This is a genomic window from Ruegeria sp. AI2 (assembly GCF_056541275.1).
The window spans coordinates 142,097-163,654 of record NZ_JBQFYB010000005.1 but is presented as its reverse complement, the minus strand read 5'-3'; the positions used below and the strand labels follow the sequence as shown (position 1 = coordinate 163,654).

Here is a 21,558-nt window from a genome sequence, read left to right as displayed (position 1 = left end):
CACAGGTCTTAGACCCCAGCGAGGCCTTCGAATGGATACGATATTCGCCTTGGCCAGCGCGCAAGGCAAAGCAGGGGTGGCGGTCATTCGCCTCTCTGGCCCCGAAGCGCATTCCGCAGCCGCATATCTGTGCGGCGCGGAACTGCCCAAGCGGGGAATGGTTTTGCGCACCCTGCGGGACCAGGATGGATCACGACTGGATGATGGTCTGGTTCTGACCTTTCAGGCACCGGCAAGTTTCACCGGTGAAGACGTGGCAGAACTTCAGATCCATGGCAGCACGGCCTCGGTCAATGCGGTTCTGCGCTGTTTGTCGAACACCGATGGTCTACGACTGGCGGACCCGGGTGAGTTCACACGCCGGGCCCTTGAAAATGGTAAGATGGATTTGACACAGGTCGAAGGCCTGGCAGATCTGATTGACGCGGAAACCGAGGCACAGCGTAAGCAGGCCCAAACCATTCTGGCCGGTGAGCTTGGCACGCTGGCCGAGCGCTGGCGGCGCGATTTGATCCGCGCGGCATCGTTGCTGGAAGCGGTCATAGATTTCGCTGATGAAGACGTCCCCACTGACGTCACGCCGGAAGTCCGTAGTTTGACAAGCGGAGTTCTGGCAGATCTTCGTCGAGAAGCTGATGGGGTGAAAATCGCCGAGCGTATTCGTACCGGATTTGAGGTGGCTATTGTCGGCCTTCCTAATGCAGGTAAATCAACCCTGCTGAACGCGCTTGCGGGGCGCGAGGCTGCGATTACTTCGGAATACGCAGGCACAACCCGCGACGTGATTGAGGTTCGAATGGATCTGGCTGGTTTGCCGGTGACATTGCTGGATACGGCCGGGTTGCGGGATACTGAAGATCACGTCGAAAATCTTGGGATCGAGCTGGCTCGAAAACGGGCAGATGCGGCGGACCTGCGCGTTTTTCTGGCTGAAGCACCGGAAGATCTGGGTGTGGCCATGCAGGATGGCGATATCCACGTTCTACCCAAAGCGGACTTGCGAGAGGGCGCTGCTGAAGGTGTTTCAGGAAAGACAGGACAGGGGATTGACGCGCTTGTAGACCAGATTTCGTGGGTCTTGAGTGATAGAGCCACAACACATGGTATTGCCACGCGTGAGCGCCACCGCGCTGCGATGAACAAGGCATCGGATTCACTTGCTGCTGCGATCACGGTTCTGGAATCAGGCCCGGACCTGTATGATATCGCTGCGGAGGAGTTAAGAACCGCCATACGGGCACTTGAATCTCTGGTTGGCAGAATAGATGTCGAAACACTGTTGGATGAAATCTTCTCCAGCTTTTGTTTGGGAAAATAAGGATTGTTTCACGTGAAACATTCAAACTTTGATGTCATCGTGGTTGGGGCTGGTCATGCCGGTACGGAGGCTGCGCACGCCGCTGCCAGGATGGGTGCGAAAACCGCTTTGGTGACTTTGTCCGCGACCGATATTGGCGTCATGTCCTGCAACCCGGCCATCGGCGGGTTAGGGAAGGGACATCTAGTACGAGAGATTGACGCGCTGGATGGCGTAATGGGCCGTGTCGCCGACCAGGCTGGTATTCAGTTTCGACTGTTAAACCGGCGAAAAGGTCCGGCTGTTCAGGGTCCCAGAACGCAGGCAGATCGCGCCTTGTACCGGGCGGCGATGCAAAACGAAATCAGCAATCAGGAAAACCTGTCCGTTATCGTTGGGGAGGTTGTAGACTTTCTGATGGACGGACACCGTGTCGCCGGTGTCGTGCTCGGAGAAGGGTCGGAAGTGTACGCCAAAGCCGTTGTTCTGACTTCCGGAACCTTCCTGCGCGGCGTCATCCATATCGGCGACGTGTCACGGGCTGGTGGGCGAATGGGAGATCGCCCGTCAATAAAACTGGCCGAGAGGTTGGATAGCTATAACCTTCCGCTGGGACGCTTGAAAACCGGCACACCGCCGCGTCTGGATGGGCGCACGATCAACTGGTCGGGTTTGGAAAAACAAGACGGGGATGAGGACCCGACCTTGTTTTCTTTCCTGTCAACATCGGTTGTCGCGCCTCAGATTTCCTGCGGTATTACACACACCAATGCAAAGACGCATGAAATCATCGAAGCAAACCTCTCAAAATCGGCGATGTATGGTGGCCATATCGATGGCATAGGTCCAAGATACTGCCCTTCGATCGAAGACAAGATTGTGCGCTTTGCAGATAAGGACTCGCATCAGGTTTTCCTTGAGCCCGAAGGCGTAAATGACCACACGATTTATCCCAACGGTATTTCAACGTCACTGCCTCAGGACGTGCAGTTGGAATATGTTCGGTCGATCAAAGGACTTGAAAAGGCAAATATTCTGCAACCGGGCTATGCGATTGAATATGATTATGTGGACCCTCGTATCTTAACCGCGTCCTTGTCGCTACCCGACGTTCCGGGACTATATCTGGCAGGGCAGATCAACGGAACCACAGGATATGAGGAAGCCGCAGCACAAGGGATGGTTGCTGGTCTCAACGCGGCGCTAGACGTACAGGGCCGCGAACCGGTCATTTTCACCAGATCAGACAGCTACATCGGCGTGATGATAGACGACCTGACGACCCGTGGTGTGGCTGAGCCCTATCGAATGTTTACCTCCAGAGCTGAATTCCGCCTGTCTTTGCGCGCAGATAATGCCGATCAACGTTTGACACCGATTGGGTTGGAACTTGGTTGTGTCGGAGAGAAGCGACAGGCGCATTTTGAAAAGAAAATGAGCCAGCTTGATGCGGCGAAATCCAAGTTGACCGCACGCACATACACACCCAGGGAAGTTCTTTCGGCTGGGATTAACGTCAACCAGGATGGAAACCGCCGAGATGGAATGGCGATTCTGGCATTTCCGGATACATCCTTCGAGGACTTGTTCCCTCTGATACCTGATCTACAAGATGTAGACGTGGCGATCCGGCTTCAAATCGAACGCGACGCGCTTTACGCAAACTATATCGATCGGCAAAAGCGCGATGTTGAGGCCATGAAGCGGGATGAATCCTATGTTATCCCACGTGAGTTTGACTATTTTGGCTTGGACGGGCTGTCTTCTGAGATGAAGCAAAAACTGTCGCAGGCCAAGCCGTCGAACATAGCGCAAGCAAGCCGTGTCGAAGGCGTTACACCGGCTGCCCTGACCCTTGTCCTGGCGAAATTGCGCCGCGATCAACGAGCACGCCAGGCATGACGGTCGATTATTCCAAGTTTGATGGCTTGAATGTTTCACGTGAAACATTTGAGCGTCTGAAAATCTATGTTGATCTGGTGAACCGCTGGAACCCCAGGATAAATCTTGTTTCGCGCAATAGCCTAGAATTCATTTGGGATCGGCATATTCTGGATTCTGTCCAGGTTTTTCGATGCGCTGAAACGTTTGACACCTGGGTGGACCTTGGCAGTGGCGGCGGGTTCCCCGGAATGGTGTGCGCCATTATTGCGGCCGAGGAAGTTCCGGCCGCCAGTTTCTCTCTTGTGGAAAGCGACCAGCGAAAATCGGCATTTCTGCGTAACGTTGCCCGTGAATGTGGCGTGTCGTGTAAAGTGATTTCTAAGCGGATTGAGGTGGTTGAACCCCTGGACGCAAACATCGTTTCGGCGCGCGCGCTGGCGGATTTGCGTACATTGTTATCGTTTTGTGACAGACATTTAGGTGAAAACGGGACAGCGCTGTTGCCCAAAGGTGCAAACTGGAAAAAAGAGCTGGAAGAAGCGCGTGGGGAATGGAATTTCGATACTGAGGCCATTACAAGTTTAACTGAACCTCAGGCCGTTATCCTTAAGATCAAAGGAGTATCACGTGGTTGATCTGTCTCGACCGTCCGGACCCCGGATAATAGCGGTTGCCAATCAGAAGGGCGGAGTAGGGAAAACAACCACAGCGATCAACCTGGCGGCAGGACTGGCCGAAGCTGGTTGCAGGGTATTGGTGGTTGACCTCGATCCACAAGGGAACGCATCCACCGGATTAGGGGTCGAAGATCGGGATTGGACCACTTATGACCTCATTCTGGACGACGCGCCTTTGGAGGCAGTGGTTCAAGAGACGGAGATCGAGAACCTTTTGGTTGTCCCTGCAACGGTCGACCTGAGCTCGGCGGATATCGAGCTGATTTCCAACGAAAAACGCAGTTATCTTTTGCATGATGCGCTGCGTCAGACGGCGGTGGACGCGTTTGAGCTGGATTTCATCCTGATAGATTGCCCGCCGTCACTGAACCTCTTGACGGTAAACGCGATGGTTGCCGCCCATTCTGTCCTAGTACCGCTGCAAAGTGAGTTCTTTGCGCTGGAGGGTCTTTCGCAATTGATGCTGACAATTCGGGAGGTCCGGCAAACCGCGAATCCAGACCTGAGAATCGAAGGTGTTGTGTTAACTATGTATGACAACCGCAACAACTTGTCCCGCCAGGTCGAAAAGGATGCGCGTGACAATTTGGGCGAGATGGTTTTTAAAACAAAGATACCCAGGAATGTGCGGGTCAGCGAGGCGCCATCCTATGCGCTGCCGGTATTGCAGTATGACTCGGGATCACTTGGTGCGATGGCGTATCGGCATCTGGCCCGTGAGATCTTGCATAAGAACAACAAGACCGCAGCATGAGCGGTGGAGAGGAGGCCGACATGAGCACCAGGAAAGCGAAATCCAGAGGGTTGGGCCGCGGATTATCCGCACTCATGGCGGACGTTAATCCAGAGGCGGGCAACCGAGTACCATCTGACGTGCGCAGACCTGATCTGAAGGTTCCGATTGAAAAGCTGAAGGCAAACCCAAATCAGCCGCGACGCACATTTCAGCCCGAACAATTGGATGAGCTTGCCGCGTCGGTTCGGGAAAAAGGTATCATCCAACCCTTGATCGTACGTCCAACAGGGGTCGGAGAATACGAAATCGTCGCTGGTGAACGCCGGTGGCGGGCTGCTCAGATGGCGCAGCTGCACGAGATCCCTGTGATTGTGCGCGAATTCGATGATACCGAGGTACTGGAAGTTGCGATCATCGAAAACATCCAGCGCGCTGATCTGAACGCGGTGGAAGAGGCCGCCGGATACAGGCAGTTGATGGATCGCTTTGGCCACACGCAGGAAAAGCTTGCTGAGGCTTTGGGGAAAAGCCGCAGCCATATTGCGAACCTGTTGCGGCTTTTGTCTCTGCCAATTGACGTGCAAACTCTTGTAATTGAAGGGAAATTATCGGCTGGTCATGCGCGGGCGCTGATTACGGCGGAAAATCCCTCGGAATTGGCAAAACTGATCGTCAAGGATGGTTTGTCTGTGCGCGCTACCGAAGCGCTGGTCAAGAAACAGCAGCAGGGCGACACTGCACGACCTGCTCCCAGATCCAGAAATCTGGATGCCGGAAAAGATGCTGATACGCGCGCGCTGGAAAAAGACCTGTCCGCTATTTTGGCCATGAAAGTCTCGATCAACCACAAGGCGGGAACGGAATCCGGTCAGGTTGTTCTGACGTATGAAAACCTGGATCAGCTTGACGATCTTTGTGCAAAGCTCAGCCGTTAGGGCGCGTCCAGATAAATATCAGGACGCCGCCCAGAACAATGACCTGAAGGATCAGCACGAAGGACGGAACGGATAAGAGCAAAGACACTCCTAAAACGGCGGCGACCGACAGGGTAGCTGCCTTTTTTGCGGCCGGGCGTATTGCGCCCGAACTCTGCCAATCCAGTATCATTGGCCCGAAAATCCGGTGCGACAGAAGCCAGTTGTGCAACCGTGAAGAGGATCGCGCAAAGAAAAACGCTGCCAGCAACAAAAACGGAACCGTTGGAAGAAGAGGCAGAACAACCCCAATCGCGGCCATCGCAACGCAAAGCAATCCCAGCCCCGCCCAAAGATACTGCATATCTAGCCCATCAATTCCCGGATTACAGCATTCAGCACGGCGCGCCCCGCTGGTGTTGCTCTGAGTCTGTTGTTATCACGTTCAATCATATTAATGCCGACCAGATGGTCCACGGTTTCGTCTGTAAGTGGACGGCCCGACAGGGCCTCCCACCTATCTACATCTAGTCCTTCTGAAATCCTCATGCCCATCATAAGGTATTCGTTCGCCTGATCTTCAAGCGAAAGGACATAGCGTTTCTTTTCTCCGCAACCCTTCGTGGCGGCGTCAAGCCAACGTTGCGGGTTCAGATGGGTCTCGGTCGCGTGTTTTTGACCATCCACAGTAATCCGCCCATGAGCGCCGGGGCCAATGCCGACATAATCCCCGTAACGCCAATAGACCAGATTGTGCTGCGACTCTGCACCGGGGCGGGCGTGGTTGGACACCTCATAGGCGGGCAGGCCGTGTTTCTCGCAAATCTCTTGTGTTGCAAGGTACATGTCGGCCGCACTGTCATCTTCGGGCAAGCCGCGCAGTTTTCCGACAGCATAACGATCGCCAAAAGCGGTGCCATCTTCGATTGTCAGTTGATACAGCGACAGGTGATCCACGGCCATGGACAAAGCTTCGTTCAACTCGGCCCGCCAGGCATCCAGCGTTTGGTGCTGTCTGGCATAGATCAGGTCAAAGCTGACCCGTTCAAAACAATCACGGGCGATGTCAAAGGCAGCGCGGGCCTCGGCCACAGTGTGAATCCGCCCCAAGCGGCGCAGGTCTTCATCGTTGAGCGCCTGCACGCCCATCGATATCCGGTTGACACCTGCATCACGATAGGCCGCGAACCGCCCGGCCTCGACCGATCCGGGATTTGCCTCCAGCGTGATTTCCATGGTGTTGGAAGGGCGCCAGAGCGCACGGGCCTCACCAATCACGGCAGCAACGGTTTCCGGGTCCATCAGCGACGGGGTTCCACCGCCGAAAAAGATCGTGTTGAGCACCCGATCCGGGGTTTCGACGGCCGAGCGCCGCAATTCGCTCAGATAGGCGTCACGCCATTGTTTTTGATCGATATTCTTGGAAACATGGCTGTTGAAGTCGCAATAGGGGCATTTGGCCTCGCAAAAGGGCCAATGTACGTACAGGCCAAAGCCCCCGTTGCGCCAATCATCCGCCAAAGCAGCCTTTCACGAACTTCTCAACCGCGCGACCGCGATGGCTGATCTTGTTCTTTTCCCAGCGATCCATCTCGGCAAAGGTAATGTCGTATCCTTCGGGAACAAACATCGGGTCATAGCCGAATCCACCTTCGCCGCGGATGGGCCAGACCAAATGACCGGGGGCAATGCCTTCAAACACCTCATCATGCCCATCAGGCCAGGCCAGCACCAGTGTGCTTCGGAATTGCGCTGTGCGGGGATGGGGGGCGTTCTTTGCCTCTAGCTCAGTATGCGCGCGGGTCATCGCCATCAGGAAGTCGCGCCCATTGGCAGTTTCGGCCCAATCCGCGGTATAAACACCCGGCGCGCCGTCCAGCGCGTCGATGGTGATTCCGGAATCGTCTGACAGGGCAGGCAGCCCGGTGGCCTTTGCGGCGGCGTGGGCCTTGATCCGGGCGTTGCCGACAAAGGTGTCCTCGGTCTCTTCCGGTTCGGGCAGGTCCATGTCCGCCGCACCCACAACCGTCACGCCGAAAGGTTCGAGGAGATGCTCCATCTCCTCAAGCTTGCCTTTGTTGTGGGTCGCGACCAGAAGCCTGTCGCTGTCAAACTTACGGGTCATGCGGTGGCGGCTTTCTGGGCTGCGGCCAGCTCGGCAACGCCTTTTTCCGCCAGATCCACCAGCTGATCCATCTGGGCGCGGCTGAAAACAGAACCTTCGGCGCTCATTTGGACCTCGATCAGTTTGCCTGATCCGGTCATGATAAAGTTGCCGTCGACACCGGCCTCGCTGTCTTCCGGATAGTCAAGGTCCAGCACAGGCTGGCCCGCATAGATCCCGCAGGACACGGCGGCGACCGGATCAACCAGCGGATCTGAAATCACGTCACCTGCTTTCATCAGTTTGTTAACGGCCAGTCGCAGCGCAACCCAGCCGCCGGTGATCGAGGCACAGCGGGTGCCGCCATCGGCCTGGATCACATCGCAATCAACGGTGATCTGACGTTCGCCCAGTGCAACCCGGTCGACGCCGGCGCGCAGGGCGCGACCAATCAGGCGCTGGATTTCCACCGTACGCCCGCCTTGCTTGCCCGAGGCCGCTTCACGCCGCATCCGGGTATTGGTGGCGCGGGGCAGCATACCGTATTCGGCGGTGACCCAGCCTAGCCCCGAACCTTTGATGAAAGGGGGTACGCGATCTTCGATCGTAGCGGTACACAGAACATGTGTATCGCCCATTTTGATCAGGCAGGAACCTTCGGCATGTTTGGTGAACCCCGTTTCAATTGAAACGGCGCGCATTTCACTTAAGTCTCTTCCAGAGGGTCGCATGGGAAATCCTTTGTTTGCTGGGTTGGGGATACCGCCCCGCAGCGTTACGATGCAACCCCGATTGACCTTTCATTTGCCTGCTATTTAATGATGAACCAGCAGGGGAAAACGCATGAGTGAAGCGAGCAAAATTCTGGACGAGATGAACGACCGGTCGCGCGAGGTGTTCCGGCTGATCGTTGAAAGTTATCTGGAAAGCGGAGAACCGGTTGGAAGCCGCACCCTGACGCGCACCCTGTCGGAAAAGGTCAGCGCCGCAACCGTGCGCAACGTGATGCAGGACCTGGAATTTCTGGGTCTTTTGGACAGCCCGCATATCAGCGCGGGTCGGGTACCGACGCAGCAAGGACTGCGTATGTTCGTGGACGGTTTGCTTGAGGTTGGCGACCTGGGCGTCGACGACAAGCAAAAACTGGAAGAGACTTTAGGCTCTAACACAGGTGATGTTGGCGGAATGCTGGATCGGGTCGGGTCAGCTCTGTCACACGTGACACAAGGTGCGTCGCTGGTTCTGACACCAAAGCATGAGGCCGAAATCAAACATATCGAGTTTGTCTCCTTGGGGCATGACAAGGCTTTGGTGGTGCTGGTCTTTTCTGACGGCCATGTTGAAAATCGCCTGTTCACACCGCCGCCCGGCCAGACGCCCAGTTCGATGCGCGAGGCTGCGAATTTTCTGAATGCGCTGATCGAGGGGCGCACGCTCAGTGAAGTGCGCCGTCAAATGCAGAAACAGATTCAGGCGCGCAAGCAGGAAATAGATGCGCTGGCGCGCGATCTGGTGGAAAGTGGGCTGGCGGCCTGGGACGGAGACGGAGCCGACTCGGCCCGTTTGATCGTGCGGGGGCGGGCGAATCTGTTGAACGAACCCGGTCAGGCCGGAGAGTTGGAGCGTATTCGCAGCCTGTTCGATGATTTGGAGCGCAAGCGCGACATCGCGGATTTCCTCGAATTGACGGAAGGCGGCGAGGGTGTGCGCATTTTTATTGGGTCTGAGAACAAACTTTTCTCACTTTCGGGTTCCTCTTTGGTGGTGTCTCCATATATGAACTCTGATCGAAAGATAATCGGTGCGGTCGGGGTCATCGGACCCACGCGTCTGAATTATGGACGGATCGTGCCGATCGTGGATTATACGGCGCAACTGGTCGGCAAGCTGATATCCGACCGGAGCTAGAGGGTAAGAGATGGCAGAGCCCAAGAACGAAGATTTTCTGGACGATATCATGGCGGCAGAAGCGGAAGAGCTGGCCGAGGAGTTTGCTGAGATCAGTGACGAGGCGTTGGAGCTGGACGAGCTGCGCGCTGAGCGGGATGAGTATAAAGACAAATTCATGCGCGCGCTTGCCGACGCCGAGAACGCGCGCAAACGCGGTGACAAGGCGCGCCGCGATGCCGAACAGTATGGCGGTTCCAAGCTGGCCCGCGATATGCTGCCCGTTTACGACAACATGAAGCGCGCGCTTGAGGCCGCGACTGACGAGCAGAAAGAGGTTGCTGCCGGACTGCTGGAAGGCGTCGAACTGACCATGCGCGCTCTGAAGGATGTGTTCCAGAAACACGGGATCGAAGTGATTACACCCCAGGTTGGCGACCGGTTTGATCCGAATGTGCACGAAGCAATGTTCGAGGCCCCGGTCCCGGGCACGCGGGCAGGGGACATCATCCAGGTGTCTGCCGAGGGTTTCATGCTGTACGACCGCCTGTTGCGTCCGGCTCAGGTCGGGGTCTCTTCAACGCCAGCAAGCTGATTGGCTTTTAAAAGCCAAGCCTTCGGGGAGAGTATTTTTGAAAAGATGAAGGGCGGTCAGGATCTGGCCGCCTCTTTCAATTTGTAGATCAGATCCAGCGCCTCGCGCGGGGTCAGTTCGTCGGGCAGGACACCCTCCAGCATCTCGGTCACCGGCGAGGTTTTCGGTGCGGGCGGGGGTGGCGGCGCGGCTGCCGAGAACAGCGGCAGGTCGTCAATCAGCACCTTTTGCTTACCGCCTTCGCGTTCGGTTTTTTCAAGCTGGTCCAGAACCACCCGGGCACGTTCGACGACAGAAGCGGGTAAACCGGCCAGCTGCGCAACCTGCACCCCATAAGACCGATCTGCCGCGCCCTTGTGAACCTCGTGCAGGAAGATGACTTCGCCATCCCACTCTTTGACCGCTACGGTGGCGTTATCGACACCTTCGAGTTTACCGGCCAAAGCCGTAAGCTCATGATAATGCGTGGCAAACAATGCGCGACACTTGTTGGCCGCGTGCAGGTGTTCCAATGTGGCCCAGGCGATGGACAGGCCATCATAGGTGGCGGTGCCACGACCGATTTCGTCCAGGATCACCAATGCACGGTCATCGGCCTGATTCAGGATGGCGGCGGTTTCCACCATTTCGACCATGAAGGTCGACCGCCCCCGTGCCAGATCGTCGGAGGCTCCGACGCGGCTGAACAGCTGACTGACGACGCCAATATGCGCCTCTTCGGCCGGAACGTAGCTGCCCATTTGGGCAAGCAGTGCGATCAGGGCGTTCTGGCGCAGAAAGGTTGACTTACCGGCCATGTTCGGACCCGTCAGTAACCATATCGCTGCGCCGTTTTCGACGGTCAGATCGCAATCATTGGAAATGAATGCATCGCCGCTTTGCTGCCGGAGGGCGTGTTCCACAACCGGGTGTCGACCGCCCTGCACATTGAATGCGCGAGAGGCATCAACCTTTGGACGGCACCAGTTTTCACCCCGCGCAAGATCAGCCAGAGCGGTCGTCAGGTCCAGTTCGGCAAGCCCGCGGGCGGCTTGATTCAATCGGGAAGCAAGGTCCAAGATAGCGCCAGAGAGCCTTTGATAGAGCCGCTTTTCGATCTCCAGCGCCAGATTCCCGGCGTTCAGGATACGCGTTTCAATCTCGGACAGTTCGACGGTTGTAAACCGCACCTGATTGGCTGTCGTCTGGCGATGGATGTAGGTTTCGCTAAAGGGTGGGTTCAGCATCTTTTCGGCATGGGTGGCCGTGGTTTCGATGAAATAGCCCAGCACGTTGTTGTGCTTGATTTTCAGCGAGGTGATGCCGGTGTGTTCGACGTAATTTCGTTGAAACCCGGCGATGACGGACCGGCCTTCGTCACGCAGGGTGCGGGCCTCGTCCAGTTCAGCGTCAAAACCTGGTGCGATAAAGCCTCCGTCGCGGGTCAGAAGCGGGGGCTCGGCCACCAACGCCTCGTCCAGCAAGGTCAGCAAGTCATCGAAGCCAACAAGGTTCTGAAGCGCGGTTGCCAGCAACACTGGTAAATCCTGACCGGTGCAGCTTTCGGCAATCGTGGCCGCCTGGGTCAGGCCATTGCGAATGGCTGTCAGGTCACGAGGCCCGCCGCGTTCTAAGGACAAACGCGACAGGGCGCGGTCCAGATCCGGGGTTTTGCGCAAGGCTTCGCGCAGATCAGACGCGATCAGGCTGTCACCAGCGGCGAAACTGACTGCATCAAGCCGGGCATGGATCACATCCAGATTTCGAGAAGGGCTGGAAAGCCGCTGTTCCAGCAATCGCGCTCCACCGGGGGTAACGGTTCGGTCAACGACAGAAAGAAGCGATCCTGCGCGCCCGCCGGACAGCGAGCGGGTCAGTTCCAGATTGCGGCGCGTTGCAGCGTCGATCTGAACGACTCGATCCTCAGATTCTTTCAGCGGCGTTTGCAACAGGGGCAGTTTGCCCTTTTGCGTAATCTCCAGATAGTCGATCAGCGCGCCCATCGCGGACACTTCGGCGCGGCCGAAATTTCCGAACGCGTCCAAGGCGCCCACGTGAAACAGCCCGCAGATGCGCTTTTCCGCCGCCGTGCTGTCGAAACTGGCGCGCCCGACCGGGGTCAGTGAAATCCCCAGATCAACCAGCGTTTCGTTCAGCTTTTCCTGCGCCCCATCGGCCACGATCAGTTCAGAGGGCGCAAGCCGGGCAAGCTCGGGGCTGAGCCGGACCGAGGTCAGGGGCATCACGTGAAACGCGCCCGTCGAAATATCGGCCCAGGCAAGCGCGGCCTCGTCCCGGACCTCGGCATAGGCAGCCAGAAAGTTGTGCCGGCGCGCCTCAAGCAACGCATCTTCGGTCAGTGTTCCGGGTGTGACCAGTCGCACGACATCACGCTTTACGACCGATTTAGAGCCTCTTTTCTTCGCTTCGGCCGGGCTTTCCATCTGTTCGCAGACCGCAACGCGAAAGCCCTTGCGGATCAGTGTCAGAAGGTATCCTTCGGCCGAATGCACCGGCACGCCGCACATCGGGATGTCTTCGTCATTGTGCTTGCCACGCTTGGTCAGCGCGATATCCAGCGCTTCGGCAGCGTTGACGGCATCCTCGAAGAACATCTCATAGAAATCACCCATGCGATAAAACAGCAGGGCATCCGCGTGGGCCTGTTTGATTTCGAGGTATTGCGCCATCATTGGCGTGACTGTGGACAAAATCGGTCCCCTTTTGGCGTATTCCGGGCGCGACCTTACAAATCCCGCATCTTCTGTAAAAGCCGAAAACTCATTCTCGTTGAGGCGGGCGTTCTCCTGCGCTATGAGGCGTCAGCCCTGAAGTCATGGAAACGACATTTAAGATGCCCAAAGCGAAGATCACCAAAGAAGAGGCATTGGCCTTTCACCTGGACCCCACCCCCGGCAAGTGGGAGGTGCAGGCCACCGTCCCCATGACAACGCAGCGTGACCTGTCGCTGGCCTACAGCCCGGGCGTGGCCGTTCCCTGCGAGGCCATCGCTGAAAACCCGGAAACGGCCTATGACTATACCAACAAGGGCAACTTGGTGGCCGTAATCTCGAACGGGACGGCGGTGCTGGGCCTTGGTAACCTTGGCGCGCTGGGTTCGAAACCGGTCATGGAAGGCAAATCGGTCCTGTTCAAACGGTTCGCCGACGTGAACTCGATCGATATCGAACTGGACACCGAAGACCCGGATGAATTCTGCCGTGCAGTGCGTCTGATGGGGCCAACCTTTGGCGGCATCAATCTGGAAGACATCAAGGCGCCCGAGTGTTTCATCATTGAACAGCGTCTGAAAGAAGAGATGGACATCCCCGTCTTTCACGATGACCAGCACGGCACAGCCGTGATCTGTGCTGCGGGCCTGCTGAACGCGCTGCACATCTCGGGCAAGAAGATCGAGGACGTGAAAATCGTTCTGAATGGCGCAGGTGCGGCTGGGATTGCCTGTATCGAACTGCTCAAGGCAATGGGCGCGCGGCACGAAAACTGCATTGTTTGCGATACCAAAGGCGTGATCTATCAGGGCCGGACCGAGGGCATGAACCAGTGGAAATCGGCCCACGCGATCACAACCGACTTGCGCACATTGGAAGACGCGATGAAGGGGGCGGATGTGTTCCTGGGCGTTTCGGTGAAAGGCGCGGTCACGCAGGATATGGTCGCCAGCATGGCCGACAATCCTGTCATCTTTGCGATGGCCAACCCCGACCCCGAGATCACTCCGGAAGAAGCGCACGAGGTTCGCGTGGATGCGATCGTTGCCACCGGGCGCAGCGACTATCCAAACCAGGTGAATAACGTTTTGGGTTTCCCCTACCTGTTCCGCGGTGCGTTGGACATTCACGCCCGCGCCATCAATGATGAGATGAAGATCGCCTGTGCCCACGCACTTGCAAATCTGGCGCGCGAGGATGTGCCGGATGAGGTCGCAATGGCCTATGGCAAGTCGCTGACCTTTGGGCGTGACTATATCATCCCCACCCCGTTCGACCCGCGTTTGATCCACCGTATTCCACCGGCTGTTGCCAGGGCGGGGATGGACACCGGTGCCGCGCGCCGTCCGATCATCGACATGGACGCGTATGAGCTGAGTCTGAAATCCCGGATGGACCCGACCGCCAGCATCCTGCGCGGTCTGAACGCCCGAGCGCGTCAGGCGCAAAGCCGCATGATTTTCGCCGAGGGCGACGATCCCCGGGTATTGCGCGCAGCGGTCATGTATCAGCGGTCTGGTTTCGGCAAGGCGCTTGTGGTGGGTCGGCCGGACGATGTGAAGACCAAACTGGAAGCAACGGGCCTGGGCGACGCTGTGCGTGAAATCGAGGTCGTGAATGCGGCCAATACCACGCATCTCGAAACCTATTCGAACTTCCTGTATCAGCGCCTGCAGCGTAAGGGGTTTGACCGTAAAGATATTCACCGTCTGGCCGCACGGGACAGGCACGTGTTTTCCTCGCTGATGCTGGCCCATGGGCATGGTGATGGTCTTGTCACTGGCGCAACCCGCAAGTCCGCGCATGTGCTTGACCGGATCAACCATGTGTTTGATGCCGATGCCGCCAACGGTGCCGCCGGTGTGACAGCTTTGCTGCATAAAGGCCGGATTGTTCTGATTGGCGACACGTTGGTACATGAATGGCCCGACGAAAACGATCTGGCGAATATTGCCGAGCGTTCGGCCGCAGTTGCCCGGCATATGGGGCTGGAGCCGCGCGTGGCTTTTGTCAGCTTCTCGACCTTTGGCTATCCGGTGTCAGAACGTGCCGAAAAGATGCACCGTGCCCCGGCTGTTCTGGATCGGCGCGGCGTCGACTTTGAATACGAGGGTGAAATGACGGTGGACGTCGCCCTGAACATCGAACAGCAAGCGGCCTATCCGTTCTCGCGCCTGACCGGTCCGGCGAATATCCTGATCGTTCCGGCCCGGCATTCGGCATCAATCTCGACCAAGCTGATGCAGGAAATGGGTGGTGCGACCGTGATCGGCCCGATCCTGTCAGGCATCGACAAGCCGATCCAGATCTGTTCGACCGTCTCGACCGCGAACGATATTCTGAACATGGCTATTCTGGCCTCTTGCGACATCGGATAAATCATGACGATCTGGAATCTCGGCTCGATCAACGCGGATATGGTCTATGACCTGCCGCATCTGCCTGCACCGGGGGAAACTCTGGCTGCCCGTAGGCTGGATCGGTTCCTGGGCGGCAAGGGGGCCAACATGTCGGTGGCCGCGGCGCGTGCGGGATCACGCGTCAGCCATATAGGTGCCGTGGGGCCCGATGGGCGCTGGGCCAAGGATCGACTGACAGAATATGGTGTGGATACGCGCCATATCTCTGAGGTGGGTGTTCCCACAGGCCACGCCATCATTGCGGTGGATGCCGAGGGTGAGAACCTGATTATCCTGTATCCCGGGGCCAATCACGCATTGGAAGCCGCCCATCTGGGGCAGGCGCTGGCCTCGGCAAACACCGGTGATCTGCTGATCTTGCAGAATGAAACCAATGCCCAGGTTGAGGCGGCGCAGCTGGGGCGCAAGCTTGGCCTGACCGTCTGTTATGCCGCGGCCCCGTTTCAGGCATCAGCCGTTCAGGGCGTTCTGCCTTTTCTGGATTTCCTGATCCTGAATGAGGTGGAGGCCGAGCAACTGCGTCAGGAAACCGGTCTGAGCATTGCCGATCTGCCTGTTCGGCATGTCATTGTTACCCTCGGCTCAAAAGGCGCAAGGTATTTGCAGCAGGGCAACGATCCGGTCGAGTTTCCCGCGCATAAGGTGCGGGCGGTGGATACCACAGGGGCAGGCGACACCTTCACCGGCTATGTGCTGGCGGGCATGGATCGCGGAATGCCAATGGAGCAGGCCATTTTGCAGGCAAACCGCGCCGCAGCCCTGATGGTCATGCGGCACGGAACGGCGGATGTCATTCCCGATCTGAAAGAAGTGCGTGACGCATCCTTTGACTAGGACCCTGCAAATGGGGCATCCCCGCCCCAAAGCTGCTTGACGCGCGCGTCACGACCACAGGCTTTGCGATACGCTTTGTAGGCGTTGTGCTGGCGCTTTGGTCCAAAGCGGGTAAGGACCAGTTTGTTGCCTTTGTAATAATCCTGATGATACGCCTCGGCGGGATAAAAGGGTCCTGCGCTCAGAACCGGGGTGACAATGGTCTGGCCCAGCGCTTGCTGCGCGTCTGCTATGGCTTGTTCTGCCAGCGCCTTTTCACCTGTGTTAGAGACGAATATTGCAGTTCGATAGCTGTCGCCCCGATCGCAGAACTGGCCACCTGCGTCTGTCGGGTCAACCGACCGGAAAAACATGTTCAGAAGTGACGCGCGAGAGACCCGCGCCGGATCGAACGTGATCTGAACCGCCTCGTAGTGGCCGGTTCCCCCTTTTGAAACCTGATCATATGTCGGATCCGCAGATGTGCCGCCGGTATATCCGGACACCGCCCCGATTACGCCGGGCACGGATTCGAAATCGGATTCCACGCACCAGAAACACCCGCCAGCCACCGTCAGCGTTTCGGTTCCCGCAGCCGGGGCAGGCAGTGCGCGCAACAGTGCAGCCAATGCAATCAGTGTAAACAGAAGGGCTGGTCTGACGGTTTCGAAATAAGCAGTCCGCATCATGTCAGGTCTCCTTTTTAAGTGAGATTGACGCGGGTTCGACCCCCTTGCAATTGCCTGTCATGCAATGTCACGCGCTGGTGAGACGAGTTTATCGTCTGCGATCATGTGTAAACGGCCCACTTGCAGGGTGGGCGAAACCACCGTTCATTTGCGACGGATCATGCGCGATAGGTATCCCGATGGGGAACGGCAGTACACCGCGGGTGGGACCACCGGCCTGGCTGGCCTGGGACAAAGGCCAGCTTTGCAGTAAACTCAGCCCAGCAATTGCCCCAGCTTCATCGCAACACCCATATTGCCCGAGATCTTGAGCTTGCCCAAAGCAACGCCGGTCATCGGATTCAGCTTTCCGGTCAACAGCTTGGTCAGGTTCTCCTGCGAGATGCGGATTGTGCAATCCGTGTCCCGGTCCTGCGTCGATGCCTGATTGTCCGCCAGAACAATCACACCGTCCGCGCCACAATCGAACTTCAGTGAACCGTCAAAGCTTTTGCCGTTCAGCCCTTTTTGAATTCCATCGGCGATGTCCTGAAGCATTCGGGGTCCTTTCACGGTTTCCGAATGCGTAATGCGTCAGGTGCCGAACAGGCAAGGCTGACCCAACTGGAACTTCTGATCACGATGCCCCGAGGATCTGAACCGTCCGGTCACAAGACTTACCGCCATAGAAGGCGTCCAGAACAGCACGAAACTCGGGCGGAGCATCTGCCACAGATGAAAACAATGTCATCGAAGACCGCAGCTTTTTCGCGTCAATTCCGCCCAGAATGTCGCGGGCATCGCGCCCCGTGTGCAGCAGCATCAGCGAGGCCGCCTGCCTAAGCCGGTCGCGCAGTTCCGGGTGGTTGAGATAGCGTGTCGCCTCGTCCAGATCTTCAATGCCGTAAAGCTGCGCCATATGGGACTGGCCCAGCTCGGCCAGTTGCGGAAACACGAACCACATCCAGTGGCTGGTTTTCTGCCCCTGTTCAAGTTCGCGCAGGACATCGGCCCAAACCGTGTCCTGCGCCTCGATGAACATGTCGAGTTCGTCGTCGGTATCGTCTTCGTCGATCACTTGGACAGGCGCTTGTTCCGAGCAGCCAGCAGTTTCAGACGCAGCGCATTCAGCTGGATAAAGCCTGCCGCATCTTTCTGATCGTACGCACCTGCATCCTCTTCGAAGGTCACATGTGCCTCAGAGTACAGCGAATGATCCGACCAGCGGCCCACGGTCGAGGCCAGACCTTTGTACAGCTTCACGCGGACGGTGCCGGTGACATGCTCTTGCGACCTGTCGATGGCGGCTTGCAGCATCTCGCGCTCGGGGCTGTACCAGAATCCGTTGTAGATGAGTTCCGCATATTGCGGCATCAGCTGGTCTTTCAGATGCATCGCGCCACGGTCCATTGTGATCGATTCAATACCACGATGCGCTTCCAGCAGGATGGTGCCGCCGGGTGTCTCGTAGATGCCGCGCGACTTCATGCCCACGAACCGGCCTTCGACCAGGTCCAGACGGCCAATACCGTGCTTGCCGCCATATTCGTTCAGCTTGGTCAGGATCGTGGCCGGGCTCATCGCCTCACCATTGATGCTGACCGCGTCGCCTTTTTCAAAACCGATTTCGATGAACTCAGGCTCATTCGGGGCGTCTTCGGGGTGGACGGTGCGCTGGTAGACATAGTCGGGGGCCATATCGGCGGGGTCTTCCAGAACCTTGCCCTCGGAAGAAGTGTGCAGCAGGTTCGCATCGACCGAGAACGGTGCCTCACCGCGTTTGTCCTTGGCAATCGGAATTTGGTTCTGCTCGGCGAATTCCAGCAGCTTGGTGCGGCTGGTCAGATCCCACTCGCGCCACGGTGCAATGACCTTGATGTCGGGGTTGAGCGCGTAAGCCGCCAGTTCGAACCGCACCTGATCGTTGCCCTTGCCGGTTGCACCATGGGCGACGGCATCAGCGCCGGTTTCGGCAGCGATCTCAATCAGGCGTTTCGAGATCAGCGGCCGTGCGATCGAGGTGCCCAGCAGGTACAGACCTTCATATTGCGCATTGGCACGGAACATCGGGAAGACGAAATCGCGGACAAACTCCTCGCGGATATCCTCGATATAGATGTTCTCGGGCTTGATCCCCAGCAGTTCGGCTTTTTGGCGTGCGGGCTCCAGCTCCTCGCCCTGACCCAGATCGGCGGTGAAGGTCACGACCTCACAACCATACTCGGTCTGCAGCCATTTCAGAATGATCGAGGTATCAAGGCCACCGGAATAGGCCAGAACAACTTTCTTGGGCGCGGACATCTGACTTCCCTTTATGCGTAGAACGATTGGCCCCTAGCGGGTTTTGGACGCGGGGGCAAGTTGGTGCGCGTTGACGAAGGCCGGGAAATGGGGTGAAACGTTGGGAAAGAGAACAAGTATTGGTTGAGAGGGCAGCTTTTTCGATGTTGGGATTCGAGATTTTTGTACATTCGGTGAAGATGGTTCTGAGGAATTTGAAGCAGGCGATGCAGATTTCCGTCGTGCCGGCGCTTATTGGCGGCGTTCTGGTGATCGGCTTGTACTTTTTGTTTGGCCTCCCATTTGAAGATTTCAACGCAGAGACGAACGGACTGCCCCCTGGTGTAACAACGGTGTCCTTTGCCGGATTTCTTCTGAGTCTCATGGCGGTTGTGTTCGGTGTCATGCTTTGGATCGTTGTTTCGTGGCACCGGTTCGTATTGCTTGAAGAATACCCATCCGGCTTTATCCCACCGCTCAGGCTCGACCGCATTTTGTCGTACTTTGGTCACCTCCTTATGTTGATGTTGTTACTGGGCGTCGCGCTCATTCCTGCGGCGCTTCTTTTCAGTGCTTTTTCCCAAATCTCGAAATTGGTCGGCGTAGTGGCTTGGGCTGTAATGGTTTTGCTTCTTAGTACCGTTTTCTATCGGTTGACGCCGATCCTGCCGGGTGCAGCTATTGGTAGGCCGCTGACCATTGCTGAAGCCTGGAAGGCAACATCGGGCGCAAACGGGGCGATTATTGTTCTGCTGGTTTTGTCCGTGCTGTTTCAGATTGCGCTACAACTATTGGCATCACTTCTTCTATTCGTCCCGATCATCGGTGCCTTGATCGTATTCTTCGCAAGTATGCTGATCGTTCCACTGATCAACGTCAGCATCCTGACCACGATGTACGGTGTCTTTATCGAAAAACGCGAACTCTCCTGAGCGGCGTACACATATGTATTCCTTGCCCTTATCACGCTGATGGGGCAGGGAAGCGGTCATGACCGACTTCATGACCCGCGCCCGCGCCGCCGAAGAGGCGATGCGCTCTGTCTTCCCGGCAACGCCGTTGCAGCGCAATGCCCACCTGTCCGAACGTTATGGGGCGGATATCTGGCTCAAGCGCGAAGACCTGAGCCCGGTGCGCTCCTACAAGATTCGCGGTGCCTTTAACGCCATGCGCAAGCAACAGGGACAGGACCTGTTCGTCTGCGCCAGCGCGGGCAATCACGCGCAGGGCGTGGCCTATATGTGCCAGCATATGGGGGTCCGGGGCGTGATCTTCATGCCGGTCACGACGCCTCAGCAGAAGATCCAGAAAACGCGTATCTTTGGCGGGGACACCGTCGAGATTCATCTGATCGGTGACTATTTCGATGACACGCTTGCTGCCGCTCAGGCATGGTGCACGCAGCAGGGCGGATATTTCCTGTCGCCTTTTGACGATGCCGATGTGATCGAAGGGCAAGCCTCGCTGGCGGTTGAAATCGAAAGGCAGATGGGCGGTGCGCCCGATCACGTTGTGCTTCCCGTGGGTGGAGGCGGCATGTCCGCCGGTGTCGCTACATGGTTCGGGGACCGCACCCATTGCCTGTTCGTCGAACCGGCCGGAGGGGCCTGTCTGCGCGCAGCCCTGGCAGCAGGACACCCTGTTTCGCTGGATCATGTGGATACCTTTGTCGATGGCGCCGCGGTCGGGCGGATCGGTGAAAAGCCGTTCGAGTTGTTGAAATCACGTCACCTGTCGGACGTTCTGGTCCTGTCCGAGGACCGTATCTGCACCACCATGATCGAGATGCTGAATGTCGAAGGCATCGTGCTGGAACCTGCGGGGGCGCTGGCGATCGAGGCAGTAGGTGATATCCAAAGCTTTGTGCGTGGAAAGACCGTGGTCTGCCTGACATCCGGCGGCAATTTCGATTTCGAACGCCTTCCCGAGGTCAAGGAACGTGCGCAGCGGTATTCCGGTGTGAAAAAGTACTTCATCCTGCGCCTGCCGCAGCGACCCGGCGCCCTGAAAGAGTTCCTGAATATTCTCGGCCCCGAGGATGATATCGCCCGGTTCGAATACATGAAGAAATCGGCGCGCAATTTCGGTTCGGTTCTGATCGGGATCGAAACCCGCAAGCCGGAAAACTTTATGCGCCTGTTTGCCCATCTGGACGATGCAGGGTTCACCTATACCGACATCACCGAGGACGAGACGCTGGCACAGTTCGTGATCTAGCTCAGTTTCTCATTCAGCTCGGCTTCAAACACGGTTTTCGAGCTGTCGAAAACGGCCAAAAGTGCTGGCAGATCAACCTCGGTCCCTTGCCCTGCCGCGGCCTGCCGTTCCCCATCCTGGCAGAGTTTCGAGAATTGATCGAACCCCAGGCTCAACGCGCTGCCTTTCAGGAAATGCAGGTTCTGTTCCAGCTCGGCCCGGTTGGTGTCGCGGCGCAGGCGGATGATCACGTCCTGCACTTCTTCCAGAAATATCTCGACCACCTCGTCGAATTCCTCGGGGCCGACTTCATCCCGCAACTGCCTGACTCTGGCCCAGTGGATCATGATATTCACCAGCTAATGAATGGTCATGG

21 protein-coding genes are annotated in these 21,558 nt (G+C 57.2%); 11 read left to right on the top strand and 10 right to left on the bottom strand.

What is annotated here, in order from left to right:
* Positions 1-31 precede the first annotated feature (31 nt).
* From mnmE to ACR0LL_RS12255, 5 genes are read left to right on the top strand one after another with little or no spacing between them, the layout of a single operon-like run.
* Positions 32-1,318, top strand: coding sequence for a tRNA uridine-5-carboxymethylaminomethyl(34) synthesis GTPase MnmE (mnmE, locus tag ACR0LL_RS12275; protein ID WP_480587043.1), 1,287 nt, complete (start codon positions 32-34; stop codon positions 1,316-1,318).
* A 12-nt stretch (positions 1,319-1,330) separates the two neighbouring features.
* The gene (gene mnmG, locus ACR0LL_RS12270; RefSeq protein ID WP_480587040.1) at positions 1,331-3,199 is read left to right on the top strand and encodes a tRNA uridine-5-carboxymethylaminomethyl(34) synthesis enzyme MnmG; all 1,869 of its coding nucleotides are present in this window, start codon (positions 1,331-1,333) and stop codon (positions 3,197-3,199) included.
* Positions 3,196-3,816 carry a 16S rRNA (guanine(527)-N(7))-methyltransferase RsmG gene (rsmG, locus tag ACR0LL_RS12265; protein WP_480587037.1) on the top strand — a complete coding sequence of 207 codons (621 nt, stop codon included), beginning with the start codon at positions 3,196-3,198 and terminating at the stop codon, positions 3,814-3,816. Before mnmG ends, rsmG begins: the two co-directional genes overlap by 4 nt.
* Positions 3,809-4,612 (top strand): ParA family protein, encoded by an 804-nt coding sequence (locus tag ACR0LL_RS12260; RefSeq protein WP_480587034.1) that lies wholly within the window; start codon positions 3,809-3,811, stop codon positions 4,610-4,612. Before rsmG ends, ACR0LL_RS12260 begins: the two co-directional genes overlap by 8 nt.
* A 20-nt stretch (positions 4,613-4,632) precedes the next feature.
* Positions 4,633-5,529 (top strand): ParB/RepB/Spo0J family partition protein, encoded by an 897-nt coding sequence (locus ACR0LL_RS12255; protein ID WP_480486918.1) that lies wholly within the window; start codon positions 4,633-4,635, stop codon positions 5,527-5,529.
* Here the strand turns inward: ACR0LL_RS12255 and ACR0LL_RS12250 are convergent.
* From ACR0LL_RS12250 to rph, 4 genes are read right to left on the bottom strand one after another with little or no spacing between them, the layout of a single operon-like run.
* Positions 5,519-5,872, bottom strand: coding sequence for a YbaN family protein (locus ACR0LL_RS12250; protein ID WP_480587032.1), 354 nt, complete (start codon positions 5,870-5,872; stop codon positions 5,519-5,521). The genes ACR0LL_RS12255 and ACR0LL_RS12250 overlap by 11 nt on opposite strands.
* Before the next feature lie 2 nt (positions 5,873-5,874).
* Positions 5,875-7,029 (bottom strand): radical SAM family heme chaperone HemW, encoded by a 1,155-nt coding sequence (gene hemW / locus ACR0LL_RS12245; RefSeq protein ID WP_480587030.1) that lies wholly within the window; start codon positions 7,027-7,029, stop codon positions 5,875-5,877.
* On the bottom strand, positions 7,019-7,633 hold the full coding sequence (gene rdgB / locus ACR0LL_RS12240; RefSeq protein ID WP_480587028.1) for an RdgB/HAM1 family non-canonical purine NTP pyrophosphatase: 615 nt from the start codon (positions 7,631-7,633) through the stop codon (positions 7,019-7,021). Before rdgB ends, hemW begins: the two co-directional genes overlap by 11 nt.
* Positions 7,630-8,343, bottom strand: a complete 714-nt coding sequence (rph, locus tag ACR0LL_RS12235) for a ribonuclease PH (protein WP_267363729.1) — start codon at positions 8,341-8,343, stop codon at positions 7,630-7,632. The genes rdgB and rph overlap by 4 nt, the downstream gene beginning before the upstream one ends.
* Before the next feature lie 112 nt (positions 8,344-8,455).
* On the opposite strand from rph, the gene hrcA reads away from it, so the two are divergent.
* Both hrcA and ACR0LL_RS12225 read left to right on the top strand, forming a co-directional pair.
* On the top strand, positions 8,456-9,520 hold the full coding sequence (hrcA, locus tag ACR0LL_RS12230) for a heat-inducible transcriptional repressor HrcA (protein ID WP_480587025.1): 1,065 nt from the start codon (positions 8,456-8,458) through the stop codon (positions 9,518-9,520).
* 10 nt (positions 9,521-9,530) lie between these two features.
* The gene (locus tag ACR0LL_RS12225) at positions 9,531-10,094 is read left to right on the top strand and encodes a nucleotide exchange factor GrpE (protein ID WP_267363733.1); all 564 of its coding nucleotides are present in this window, start codon (positions 9,531-9,533) and stop codon (positions 10,092-10,094) included.
* 56 nt (positions 10,095-10,150) lie between these two features.
* On the opposite strand, the gene mutS is transcribed toward ACR0LL_RS12225, so the two are convergent.
* Complete coding sequence (mutS, locus tag ACR0LL_RS12220) at positions 10,151-12,766, bottom strand: DNA mismatch repair protein MutS (protein WP_480587087.1); 2,616 nt, start codon at positions 12,764-12,766, stop codon at positions 10,151-10,153.
* Between the two features lie 161 nt (positions 12,767-12,927).
* Between mutS and ACR0LL_RS12215 the strand changes: the two genes are divergently transcribed.
* Positions 12,928-15,183 (top strand): NADP-dependent malic enzyme, encoded by a 2,256-nt coding sequence (locus ACR0LL_RS12215; RefSeq protein WP_267363735.1) that lies wholly within the window; start codon positions 12,928-12,930, stop codon positions 15,181-15,183.
* 3 nt (positions 15,184-15,186) lie between these two features.
* On the top strand, positions 15,187-16,059 hold the full coding sequence (locus ACR0LL_RS12210; RefSeq protein WP_480587021.1) for a ribokinase: 873 nt from the start codon (positions 15,187-15,189) through the stop codon (positions 16,057-16,059).
* Here the strand turns inward: ACR0LL_RS12210 and msrA are convergent.
* From msrA to ACR0LL_RS12190, 4 genes are all read right to left on the bottom strand, one after another.
* Complete coding sequence (gene msrA / locus ACR0LL_RS12205; RefSeq protein WP_480587018.1) at positions 16,056-16,727, bottom strand: peptide-methionine (S)-S-oxide reductase MsrA; 672 nt, start codon at positions 16,725-16,727, stop codon at positions 16,056-16,058. The two genes, ACR0LL_RS12210 and msrA, sit on opposite strands and share 4 nt — an antisense overlap.
* 255 nt (positions 16,728-16,982) lie before the next feature.
* Complete coding sequence (locus ACR0LL_RS12200; protein ID WP_267363740.1) at positions 16,983-17,264, bottom strand: SCP2 sterol-binding domain-containing protein; 282 nt, start codon at positions 17,262-17,264, stop codon at positions 16,983-16,985.
* Positions 17,265-17,343: 79 nt separating this feature from the next.
* Complete coding sequence (locus tag ACR0LL_RS12195; protein WP_480487104.1) at positions 17,344-17,748, bottom strand: DUF1810 domain-containing protein; 405 nt, start codon at positions 17,746-17,748, stop codon at positions 17,344-17,346.
* A gap of 32 nt (positions 17,749-17,780) precedes the next feature.
* Positions 17,781-19,007, bottom strand: coding sequence for an argininosuccinate synthase (locus tag ACR0LL_RS12190; protein ID WP_209506894.1), 1,227 nt, complete (start codon positions 19,005-19,007; stop codon positions 17,781-17,783).
* Positions 19,008-19,099: 92 nt separating this feature from the next.
* On the opposite strand from ACR0LL_RS12190, the gene ACR0LL_RS12185 reads away from it, so the two are divergent.
* Complete coding sequence (locus ACR0LL_RS12185; RefSeq protein ID WP_480587015.1) at positions 19,100-19,918, top strand: hypothetical protein; 819 nt, start codon at positions 19,100-19,102, stop codon at positions 19,916-19,918.
* 58 nt (positions 19,919-19,976) lie between these two features.
* Positions 19,977-21,203, top strand: coding sequence for a threonine ammonia-lyase IlvA (gene ilvA, locus ACR0LL_RS12180; RefSeq protein ID WP_480587012.1), 1,227 nt, complete (start codon positions 19,977-19,979; stop codon positions 21,201-21,203).
* Here the strand turns inward: ilvA and ACR0LL_RS12175 are convergent.
* Positions 21,200-21,529 (bottom strand): Hpt domain-containing protein, encoded by a 330-nt coding sequence (locus ACR0LL_RS12175; RefSeq protein ID WP_480587009.1) that lies wholly within the window; start codon positions 21,527-21,529, stop codon positions 21,200-21,202. The two genes, ilvA and ACR0LL_RS12175, sit on opposite strands and share 4 nt — an antisense overlap.
* Positions 21,530-21,558: the final 29 nt, after the last annotated feature.

Excerpts from the sequence above, each read along its gene's own strand:
- ACR0LL_RS12175 (WP_480587009.1), bottom strand. The coding sequence starts at position 21,529 with ATGATCCACTGGGCCAGAGTCAGGCAGTTGCGGGATGAAGTCGGCCCC.
- ilvA (WP_480587012.1), top strand. The coding sequence starts at position 19,977 with ATGACCGACTTCATGACCCGCGCCCGCGCCGCCGAAGAGGCGATGCGC.
- ACR0LL_RS12195 (WP_480487104.1), bottom strand. The coding sequence starts at position 17,748 with ATGTTCATCGAGGCGCAGGACACGGTTTGGGCCGATGTCCTGCGCGAA.
- ACR0LL_RS12190 (WP_209506894.1), bottom strand. The coding sequence starts at position 19,007 with ATGTCCGCGCCCAAGAAAGTTGTTCTGGCCTATTCCGGTGGCCTTGAT.
- ACR0LL_RS12255 (WP_480486918.1), top strand. The coding sequence starts at position 4,633 with ATGAGCACCAGGAAAGCGAAATCCAGAGGGTTGGGCCGCGGATTATCC.
- ACR0LL_RS12225 (WP_267363733.1), top strand. The coding sequence starts at position 9,531 with ATGGCAGAGCCCAAGAACGAAGATTTTCTGGACGATATCATGGCGGCA.
- msrA (WP_480587018.1), bottom strand. The coding sequence starts at position 16,727 with ATGATGCGGACTGCTTATTTCGAAACCGTCAGACCAGCCCTTCTGTTT.
- mutS (WP_480587087.1), bottom strand. The coding sequence starts at position 12,766 with ATGATGGCGCAATACCTCGAAATCAAACAGGCCCACGCGGATGCCCTG.
- hrcA (WP_480587025.1), top strand. The coding sequence starts at position 8,456 with ATGAGTGAAGCGAGCAAAATTCTGGACGAGATGAACGACCGGTCGCGC.
- ACR0LL_RS12210 (WP_480587021.1), top strand. The coding sequence starts at position 15,187 with ATGACGATCTGGAATCTCGGCTCGATCAACGCGGATATGGTCTATGAC.
- ACR0LL_RS12200 (WP_267363740.1), bottom strand. The coding sequence starts at position 17,264 with ATGCTTCAGGACATCGCCGATGGAATTCAAAAAGGGCTGAACGGCAAA.
- ACR0LL_RS12250 (WP_480587032.1), bottom strand. The coding sequence starts at position 5,872 with ATGCAGTATCTTTGGGCGGGGCTGGGATTGCTTTGCGTTGCGATGGCC.
- rdgB (WP_480587028.1), bottom strand. The coding sequence starts at position 7,633 with ATGACCCGTAAGTTTGACAGCGACAGGCTTCTGGTCGCGACCCACAAC.
- rsmG (WP_480587037.1), top strand. The coding sequence starts at position 3,196 with ATGACGGTCGATTATTCCAAGTTTGATGGCTTGAATGTTTCACGTGAA.
- ACR0LL_RS12215 (WP_267363735.1), top strand. The coding sequence starts at position 12,928 with ATGCCCAAAGCGAAGATCACCAAAGAAGAGGCATTGGCCTTTCACCTG.
- mnmE (WP_480587043.1), top strand. The coding sequence starts at position 32 with ATGGATACGATATTCGCCTTGGCCAGCGCGCAAGGCAAAGCAGGGGTG.
- rph (WP_267363729.1), bottom strand. The coding sequence starts at position 8,343 with ATGCGACCCTCTGGAAGAGACTTAAGTGAAATGCGCGCCGTTTCAATT.